This is a genomic window from Ruminococcus sp., assembly GCF_017549005.1.
GTDB lineage: Bacteria > Bacillota > Clostridia > Oscillospirales > Ruminococcaceae > Ruminococcus.
The window spans coordinates 37,538-47,377 of sequence record NZ_JAFYYT010000014.1; the positions used below are offsets into that span (position 1 = coordinate 37,538).

6 protein-coding genes and 1 pseudogene are annotated in these 9,840 nt (G+C 45.7%); 1 reads left to right on the top strand and 6 read right to left on the bottom strand.

Going from position 1 to position 9,840, the window contains the following annotated elements; all coding sequences use genetic code 11:
- Positions 1-10: 10 nt before the first annotated feature.
- The 6 genes from IKW96_RS05165 to IKW96_RS05190 form a co-directional block, all read right to left on the bottom strand.
- On the bottom strand, positions 11-199 hold the full coding sequence (locus IKW96_RS05165) for a hypothetical protein (protein WP_296571210.1): 189 nt from the start codon (positions 197-199) through the stop codon (positions 11-13).
- Between the two features lie 218 nt (positions 200-417).
- Positions 418-2,355, bottom strand: a complete 1,938-nt coding sequence (locus IKW96_RS05170; protein ID WP_296571213.1) for an aconitate hydratase — start codon at positions 2,353-2,355, stop codon at positions 418-420.
- A gap of 154 nt (positions 2,356-2,509) precedes the next feature.
- Positions 2,510-3,166 (bottom strand): phage head-tail adapter protein, encoded by a 657-nt coding sequence (locus IKW96_RS05175; protein WP_296571216.1) that lies wholly within the window; start codon positions 3,164-3,166, stop codon positions 2,510-2,512.
- A gap of 24 nt (positions 3,167-3,190) precedes the next feature.
- Positions 3,191-4,930 carry an ABC transporter ATP-binding protein gene (locus IKW96_RS05180; RefSeq protein WP_296571220.1) on the bottom strand — a complete coding sequence of 580 codons (1,740 nt, stop codon included), beginning with the start codon at positions 4,928-4,930 and terminating at the stop codon, positions 3,191-3,193.
- Complete coding sequence (locus tag IKW96_RS05185) at positions 4,923-6,656, bottom strand: ABC transporter ATP-binding protein (protein WP_296571227.1); 1,734 nt, start codon at positions 6,654-6,656, stop codon at positions 4,923-4,925. Before IKW96_RS05185 ends, IKW96_RS05180 begins: the two co-directional genes overlap by 8 nt.
- A 67-nt stretch (positions 6,657-6,723) precedes the next feature.
- Positions 6,724-7,953 carry a UDPGP type 1 family protein gene (locus tag IKW96_RS05190; protein ID WP_296571230.1) on the bottom strand — a complete coding sequence of 410 codons (1,230 nt, stop codon included), beginning with the start codon at positions 7,951-7,953 and terminating at the stop codon, positions 6,724-6,726.
- A gap of 555 nt (positions 7,954-8,508) precedes the next feature.
- On the opposite strand from IKW96_RS05190, the pseudogene IKW96_RS05195 reads away from it, so the two are divergent.
- Positions 8,509-9,840: pseudogene (locus IKW96_RS05195) on the top strand (hypothetical protein); the annotation flags it as partial.

Sequence of the window (9,840 nt, forward strand, 5' to 3'; positions counted from 1 at the left end):
ATAAAGTTCATTAAGCCTCTGAGCGGCTGAGTAATTCGATAAGTGCCAGTGCTCCGCAGAAAAGGAGCATGAGTATGACGTTTCTGACAACAGCGGGCGCAAATGATATCTTGTCGAAAGATACGCTTTTATATGTTCCCACAGCAAGGGCGCACAGTCCGCCTATAACTAAATAGGCCGCGCCGTGAAGACCTATCATTCTTGTCAGAGCAAGTCCTACGATAAAGCCTATAAACTGCGGAAGAAGAGCGACAAGCCAGCCGCCGAGATACTCCCCTGCGCGCTGACGGGGATTGAGAGGGATAATCCCCTCTCCCTTCTGTCTGCCTTTGTCCTTCGATTGCTGTCATTTACGTCTGTTACGATATCATTGAATATTTCTTTTATATCCATAGTTCCTTGCAATAAATGCGGTCATTATTTCATTGATTCTCTTGTGAAGTCAAGAAGTCCGCCTGCGAGCATGATATCCTTTGTACGTCCTGAAAGCTCACAGAGAACCGGTATCTCCTTGCCGTTTGTCTTGTTGATGACTGTAAGTTCGCTTTTTCCTGCCTCAACAGCTTTTCTTACGTCTGCAAGTACGAGCTGGTCGCCCTGCGAGATACTGTCGTAATCAGCTTCGTTGACGAATGTGAGCGGAAGGATACCTGCGTTTATGAGGTTTGCACGGTGGATACGTGCGAATGACTTTACAAGAACAGCCTTTACGCCGAGGTAAAGAGGTGCAAGTGCTGCGTGCTCACGCGATGAGCCCTGTCCGTAGTTTGAACCGCCTACGATTATACTTTTGCCGAGGGCCTTTGCTCTCTCGGGGAAACTTTCGTCGCATACAGCGAAGCAGTGCTGTGATATCTTCGGGATATTTGAACGGAGAGGAAGTATCTTGGCACCTGCAGGCATGATGTGGTCTGTAGTGATATTGTCGCCTACCTTCAGTGAAACCGGAGCGTCGATGGTCTCGAGGAGCGGAGCTGTCTCGGGATAGGGCTTGATATTTGGTCCGCGGAGTATCTCTACGCTGTCCATTTCCTCAACGGGTGCAGGCGGTACTACCATATTGTCGTTGATAACGAACTCGTCAGGGAGCTTGAACTCAGGCATATCGCCCAGCTCTCTCGGGTCGGTGAGATAGCCTGTAAGAGCGGAAACTGCTGCCATTTCAGGCGATACGAGGTATATCTGTCCGTCCTTTGTGCCGGAGCGGCCTTCAAAGTTTCTGTTGAAGGTACGGAGCGAGATTCCCTTTGAGTTAGGAGACTGTCCCATACCGATGCAGGGGCCGCAAGCGCTTTCGAGTATTCTTGCACCTGCGTCGATGAGTATTGAAAGTGCGCCGTTCTGTGCAAGCATATTGAGAACCTGTTTTGAACCGGGAGCAATAGCAAGTGATACGTCGGGATTTACAGTCTTGCCTTTGAGTATATGAGCTACCTTGAGCATATCAAGGAGAGATGAGTTTGTGCATGAACCGATACATACCTGGTCAATCTTGAGTCTGCCGATCTCCTCAACGCTCTTTACGTTGTCGGGAGAATGAGGACAGGCAGCAAGCGGAACGAGCTTGCTCAGGTCGATAGTGAGCTCTTCGTCGTATACAGCGTCGGGGTCAGCAGCAAGAGGAGTCCATACTTCTTCACGCTTCTGTGCCTTGAGGAACTGCTTTGTGATCTCGTCAGACGGGAAAATAGATGTAGTAGCGCCAAGCTCTGCGCCCATGTTTGTGATAGTTGCTCTTTCTGGAACAGAAAGGGTCTTTACGCCCTCGCCGCAGTATTCGATGACCTTTCCTACGCCGCCCTTTACGGAGAGTCTTCTGAGAACTTCAAGGATAACGTCCTTTGCAGCTACCCATGGCTGTAGCTTTCCTGTGAGCTCTACCTTAACTACCTTAGGACAGGTGATGTAATAAGCGCCGCCGCCCATTGCAACTGCAACGTCGAGACCGCCTGCGCCGATAGCAATCATACCGATACCGCCGCCTGTGGGGGTATGGCTGTCAGAACCGATGAGTGTCTTTCCCGGGATACCGAAGCGCTCGAGATGTACCTGGTGGCAGATACCGTTGCCGGGACGTGAGAAGTAAATGCCGTGCTTCTTGGCTACACTGCCGATGAATCTGTGGTCGTCGGCGTTCTCAAAGCCGCTCTGGAGAGTGTTATGATCTATGTAAGCGACGGAACGCTCCGTTTTTACACGGGGAACGCCCATTGCCTCAAATTCAAGATATGCCATTGTACCTGTTGCGTCCTGAGTGAGAGTCTGGTCGATACGGATACCGATCTCCTGACCCTTGACATACTCGCCGTCAACAAGGTGTGCTTTAAGGATCTTTTCAGTTAAAGTTGAACCCATTGAAGATCATTCCTTTCAAAATATAAAAATACATTATAATTTTACAACATTTCTGTCAGTTTGTCAAGAATTAAACAAAGTATTTTTTATATGTAAATTTTATGCTTTTATAATGAAAACTCCCGAAACCGCAAATGCTTTCGGGAGTTAAGGCTTATTTGTATAGTTTATCTCTGATACGCAGGCTTGCTTCTGTGTGCATTATCCAGTGGCGTGAAAATGGCATTTGTATAAGTCCGCGGATATCCTTTCCGCACCAGTAATCCACGAGCCAGGCTGCGCTTTCGTCTCGGCTGACCACGTTCATTGCAATGAGCTGCTCTCTTCGTTCGGGTTGCACCCTGCTTTTCAGCATATCAAAAGGAAGAGCTCTCAGTATAGCCTCGGTGCTGCTCCTGACCTCGGAGATATATGCGTAAAGTTCGTCGATGTCGAGTTTTGCCGAAAAGTCTGCTATCTCCCCTTTCACAAGCTCATTTCCCGTAGTTATTATGGGAGAGCCTGTGCGCTCCTTGTAGTTCCCTGCGAAGAATACCTGTTCATCGCCGTTTATGAGTGTGTGAGCGACTATGTCCTCTATGCGGAAGATATGCCATATCGAGTAGGCTATGCTTTTTGAGTGATAGCCGTCGGCGTTCATGCAGGGCATAGCATTGAAGTCTTCACGTTTCAGTTCATTTCTGAATGAGTTCAGTACCTCTGTGAGCATTCCTCTAAGCGTGAACAGAGATTCAAGACCTTTTTTATATGTTTCGGCTTTTTTCAGCTGTGACTGCACAGCTTTGTTAAGTTCGGACCATTCTTTGTTCATGATTTCACCTTTATTTCCTTGAAATCACGAAGCAAACTGGCTGTTGTAGAGCTCGGAGTAGAAGCCGCCCTTTTCCATTAGCTCTTCGTGACTTCCCTGTTCTATGATATTTCCCTGTTTCATTACGAGTATTACGTCTGAATTCTTTATCGTCGAGAGTCTGTGTGCTATGATAAAGCTCGTCCTGCCTTCCATAAGTTTTATGAAGGCCTTCTGTATGCGCTGTTCGGTTCTCAGGTCGATAGAGCTGGTGGCTTCGTCAAGTATGAGGACTGGTGGCGATATCAGCATTATCCTTGCGATACATATGAGCTGTTTCTGTCCCTGTGAAAGTCCGCAGTCCTCGCTTATGACGGTATCGTAGCCATTTTGCAGCCTTTTTATAAAGCCGTGGGCGTACACCGCCTTTGCCGCTTCGATTATCTGCTCCCTTGTTGCATCGGGAGCTCCGTAAGCTATGTTTTCGGCTACAGTTCCTGTAAATACCCATGTTTCCTGCAATACCATGCCAAACTTGCTCCGCAGGCTCTCACGGGTGATGTCATAGATATTTTTGCCTGATAATTCGATACTTCCACTGTTTATGCCGTAGAATCGCAGCAGAAGATTTATTATTGTGGATTTTCCGCAGCCTGTGGGTCCTACTATGGCTATGCGCTGACCTGTTCTGACGTCAAGGTTGAAGTCCTGGATTAGCTTTACCTCAGGATTATAGGAGAAGAACACGTTTTTGAATCTCAGACTGCCGTCGCATTCGGAAAGCGCCTCCTTATGGGAGTCGTCCGATATCTCCTCCTCGTCAAGGACAGTGAACACTCGCTGTGCAGAGGCAACAGCGTTCTGGAGCTCAGCAATGACGCCCGATATTTCGTTGAAGGGTTTGGTGTACTGATTTGAATAAGCGAGAAAGCTTGAAAGCTTTCCGACTGTCATAGTACCCAAAAAAGGAAAGCGCCTGATAACGCCGAGAGCTCCCAGCAGACCTACAGCCGCGTAAATGACACCATTTACAAAACGGGTCGTTGGATTGGTCATGGAACTGAAAAACGTAGCCTTTGCACCTATCTTTCCGTATTCTCGGTTGACTTTGCCGAATCTCTCCTCAGCCCTGTCTCCGTAGACGAAAGCCTTGACTATTTTCTGATTGCCTGCCATTTCCTCCGCAAGGCTCACCATGTCGCCGCGGAGCTTTGACTGTTTCATGTATGAATCGTGAGAAGCCTTTGTTATCCTTGAAGCCGCTATAAAGGAAAGAGGTGTCAGGAGCACGACTACCACAGCTATTTTCACGTTTATCGTCATCATGAATATAAGTGTTCCGATTATGGTTATAACTCCGCTGAAAAGCTGGGCAAAGCCCTGGAGAAGTCCGTCTGAGATGATCTCTATGTCATTTATGACGCGGCTGGTGAGCTCGCCTTTTGTGCGTCCGTCTATGTATCTCAGGGGAACTCTCTGAAGCTTGTTGAATATGTCGGCTCTCAGGTCGCGGACTGTGAGGAACGCAAGCTTGTTTGTACAGAGGGTCATGAGCCACTGGAAAAGAGTGCTGGCTATGACAATTGAAGCAAGAAAAACAATTATCCTCGTGAGTCTTGTGAAGTCAACGTTTCCCTTTCCCACGCAGCAGTCCACGGCTTCACCTATGAATACGGGCACTGCAAGGGAGAGAGATATGCCTGCAAGGGCAAAAAATATTGTGAGAATAAAGTATTTCAGATAGGGGCGGGCGTAGGCTATTACTCTTTTAAGAACTTTAAGCATTGGCTTTTCCCTCCTTCTGAGACATCTGCGAGCGGTAGATCTCGCTGTAGACCTGACAGCTTCCGATAAGCTCGTCATGCTTTCCTATGCCTACGGCTTCACCGTCGTCCATTACTATTATTTTGTCAGCGTCCTTGAGAGAGGTCGTCCTCTGTGACACCATGATGACGGTAGTGTCCGGGAGCGCCTCACGGAGAGCCTTTCTGAATGAAAGGTCTGTCTTGTAATCAAGTGCGCTGGTGGAATCGTCAAGTATGACGATATCTGGCTTGCCCACAAGTGCTCTTGCAATGGAGATTCGCTGCTTCTGACCGCCGGAAAGGTTCTTTCCTCCCTGGGATATGACAGTGTCGAGACCATCCGGAGACTGGCTTACGAAATCCCATGCCTGTGCGGTCTTCAATGCGGAAATTATCTCCTCGTCGGTGGCATCCGCCTTACGCCATTTCATGTTGTCACGTACAGTTCCTGTGAAAAGCACGGCTTTTTGAGGAACTATTCCTATCCTTCTGCGAAGCTCGTCATGTGATATCGTTGTTACATCCCTGCCAAAAACCGAGACAGTACCCTCGGTCGCTCTGTAGAAGCACGGAATAAGGTTCGCCAGCGTGGTCTTTCCGCAGCCTGTACCGCCTATGATACCAAGCATCTCTCCCCTGCCCACTGTGAAGCTGATATCTTTTACGGAAGAATCTCCGGAGGCTTCGTATGCAAAGGAAACGTCACTGAACTCTATGATATTGCTGCTTTCTTCATTTATATCCGAGATATTGCCGTCCTCTTCGGGGAGAAGTGCGAAAACCTCGCTTATGCGGTTTGCAGAGGCAAAAGCCTTTGTGAATATGACAATGAGGTTGGCAAGTACAACAAGTGCAAGGAGTATCTGCGTCATGTAGTTGGTGAACGCTGTAAGCTCGCCCTGAGTAAGTCTGCCGATGTTTATTCTTTTGCCGCCGAACCATATCACTGCAACGATGCCTAAGTTCATCACCATGAACGCAATAGGATTGAGTATAGCTGATATCTTGCCGACTGCTATCGACTGGGCTGAAATGTCGTCAACTGCCTCCATGAATTCCTGTATTTCCTCGTTCTGACGTGAGAAAGCGCGTATTACCCTTGCGCCCTCGAGGCTTTCGCGTGTGAGCATGGACGCGCGGTCAAGGCTCTGCTGGGTCTTTTTATACATAGGTATGGTCTTCCGCATTATGAGGAAGATGACCAGTGAGATGAGCGGAGCTACCACAAAGAAAACTGCCGAGAGCTTAACATCTATTGAAACTGCCATAACTGCCGCTCCTATAACAAGAAACGGAGCTCTTACAGCAAGCCTTATGAACATATTCACGCCGTTCTGCACAGTATTCGTGTCGTTTGTAAGGCGGTTCACAAGAGAGGATGTGCCTATCCTGTCTATGCTGCTGTAGGAAAGAGAGTTGATATGTCTGTAAAGCGCCGTTCTAAGCTCAGTACCGAAACCGTAGGCGCATTTTGCCGCAAGGAACTGGCAGGAAAGCGCGAAGCAAAGTCCGCACACACCCAGTACCACTATAAGAGCGCTCATTTTCAGTACATAGGCCGTATCATTGTTTGCAATGCCCTTGTCGATTATCTTAGCCATTACAATGGGAACAATAAGCTCAAATATTGCTTCGAGTAGCTTGAAAAACGGACCAAGTAACAGTTCTCTTCTGTAGCCTTTCAGAAATTTAAGAAGTTTTGCCATTGAATGTGACCTCACCTGTTGTTAAATATATTAGCGACACTGCCCTTTCGGGAAGTGCCGCTTAACATCATATTTTTACGCCGTTTGCTTTGAGAAGTTCTCTTGCCGATTCTACGGAATCCACGCCTGTTGCGTTCTTTACGGGAGCAAATTCCTTTTCACGGACTACTTCATATGCAAGGCAGCTGTCCTGCATATGTACCATATCAAGAACAAGGGTCTCGAACTTGTATCCGTTGGGCGATGTGGGAATAACAAGATCGCCGTTTTCATTCATGTAGGGGATCTTCTTGTCAACGATATGCACAGGAAGCTTTCTGTCGCATATTTCTTCGAGTTTTGCAACATTGAAGAGATAATTGAGGATTACTCCGTACTTGTAGGCGAGTTCGCCTTTTTCGTTGAGGAGAGTTATCATTTCCCTGGTCATTTCGTAGTATTCAACTATGGAAGGCTTTCCGTCCTCAAGGCAGAGGACGCCCACTTTTTCTTCGGGAGCAGCCTTGCTTACTACCTTGCTGCCCGACTGGAGCCCGGACTTTATAACAGCTCCGATGAAACTTGGATCGGCGATACGCTGGAGCACGTTGTCAACTGCGAAAACATTTATCCATTCAACACCTCTGTTTCTGATATCGTCAAGAAGTCCTGCCCTGACGAGAGATGAGAACCAGCCGCCGTTGCCATTGGGCGAAAGGGATATCCTCGATCTGCTTTCCATTAGTATCTTGCCGTCAAAGTCCACCGAGGGAGCCATATCCTGTATGAAGAAACGGATATATTCCGGATCATATCCGAAATAGTTCTTTTCTTTCAGGAAATCAACAGTATCCTTGTTGTTTTTCTCACTTGTCATGATATAGAGAGGGATCCATGCGCCGGTAAGCTTAACAACGTACATAAGATTATTGATGAGACACTGGAAAATGTAAAGTTCCTGTTCAACGCCTATGCTGAACATTCCCTTCGGCTTGTCAAATCCGAGCCTTGTTCCCTGTCCGCCTGCAAGAAGCACTGCGGCTGCCTTGCCTGCTCTTATGGCCTCGATACCGATCTCTTTGTACTCACTGCTGTTTGCGGCGATATCGTCTATAGTGACAGCGCCGAGAGGCTCAAAAACGCCGCGCTTGTTGTTATTTGCCTTATCGTCAAGATTTGAGAGGACGGAAAAATCCGTTATCTCTATCTGTCCAAGCAGCTCGTTCTTTTCTTCCTCGCTGAGTTCGTCAAAGTACTTCATAATGTGTTCCTGCCCATATTCGGTAACGATGCTCAATGCCTTTTCACGATCTATCATAAACTCCTCCTTATCAACGGCATTGCTGCCGTTTATTTGTTTATACATTATAACATAATAAGGCAAATAAGTCAATGTACAAAGCGCTGAATATTTCATATGAGCGAGTAACATATCATTATCTGAATCCAAAAGAAAAACGCCTGAATATTGGTATAGACCTTTATTCAAGCGTTAGACTTACAAGTGCGGATAACAGGACTTGAACCTGCATGTCCTTGCGAACATATGGACCTGAGGGTTATGTCATGATAGTGAAATTCAAATGTTGATCTAAAAAAAGAGTTTTCAATGTCTAACTGATGTTTACATTTGGTAAAATCTCTATTTTTATCAACACAGAATTTAATTTGTTTACAAAAAAACAATGAATTAGCTTGAAAAATATATTATAATACTACATATGGAGTTTATATAATTATATATTATTTTTTTATTTTTAGGGGGGAGAGGTGAGTGTTATGTGAATGCCTATATAACATACTCTATGGGATAAATGGTTCCTGCGGAGTGCCCTTTATAAATTATGAAAAAATGATCAAGGAGGAATGAGTTGTGAAAAAACATAAGGGCTGGAAGAAAACGATTGCTTTTGTTATGGCATTAACTCTTGTAGCGGGTAGCTTGCCCGCAAACGTGGGAGGCTTTTTGACAGGAAGTACGGGCATTGTTGCTAATGCGGAGGCAGAAATAATTGACAGCGGCAATTTCGGAGGTGTAAAATGGACTCTTGACAACGAAGGTCTGCTTTATATTACTGGTTCAGGTTCAATTCCTGACAGGGCATTTTGTGGCAATGATTGGGGAAATGCAAGTAAAGTAAAGAGAGTAGTCTTTGCTGAGGATTGTGCTATTTCTTCGATTGGAAACTCGGCTTTTGTTTCTTATGTTGAACGTTCGCAGATGACATATTTTGAAATTAATTCAACAGTTCCAATTAGTCTTTCAGAGGAATTCATTTTTTGTTATTATGATAACGATCCAATTGTTGATATAATAATTACTGCCCCTGAGATATCAAACCCACTTTATAATCCGATTTATGTGGATACCAAATTAAAATTAATTTTTAACGTAAAAAAACCTGTTGCTTTTTCAGAGGGTGTATTTTCAGATGCTTATTTACGTGATGATTCTATTGTAGCAATTCCATCAGGTTCATATATATACGAAAGCGGTCACTGGCATTTTGACGATGAATCTATTCAGGAACAATACAATAACGATCCTGATAACTTCTTCTGGTGGCTGAGGGAGGATCCTGAGTCCTTTGAGGAATTTTACGGGTGTAATCCGAATGACTTGGTAGAAGGGCAGAACTATCGCTTTGTAGACGAAAGAAAGGAAGTTATCACATTTGCTAACAGGGGCAGCTTATTTGGTGAATACTCGGACGGAATACTTGCAATTTCTGTGAATGCTAAAGATCCTACTTGTATGGCTGAGGGAAATACAGAATATTACAGCGGAAGCAACGGTGAAGCCTATTTAATTGAGGGGAAAGAATTCAATTTGACTCCAAAGGAGGCTGTGACAATTCCTGCAACAGGTCATACCTACAAAGCTCCGAAATGGACATGGGAAGAGAGCGAGTTCGATGACAGCTACATCGCAAGTGCAAATTTCACCTGCGAAAAGGACGATGATGTTCAGACTATCGAAGCAGAAGTAACTTCTGAAACCATAGCTCCAACCTATACTGCTGACGGAAAGACTATCTACACTGCTAAGGCAACTTTTGAGGGTGTAGAATACACCGACACAAAGGAAATCTCTATTGCTAAGCTGCCTCTAACTCATCATGAAGCAGTTGCACCTTCCTGCACCGTAGATGGTTCAATCGAATATTGGTATGATGAAGCTAATAAAAAGTACTTCACAGATAAC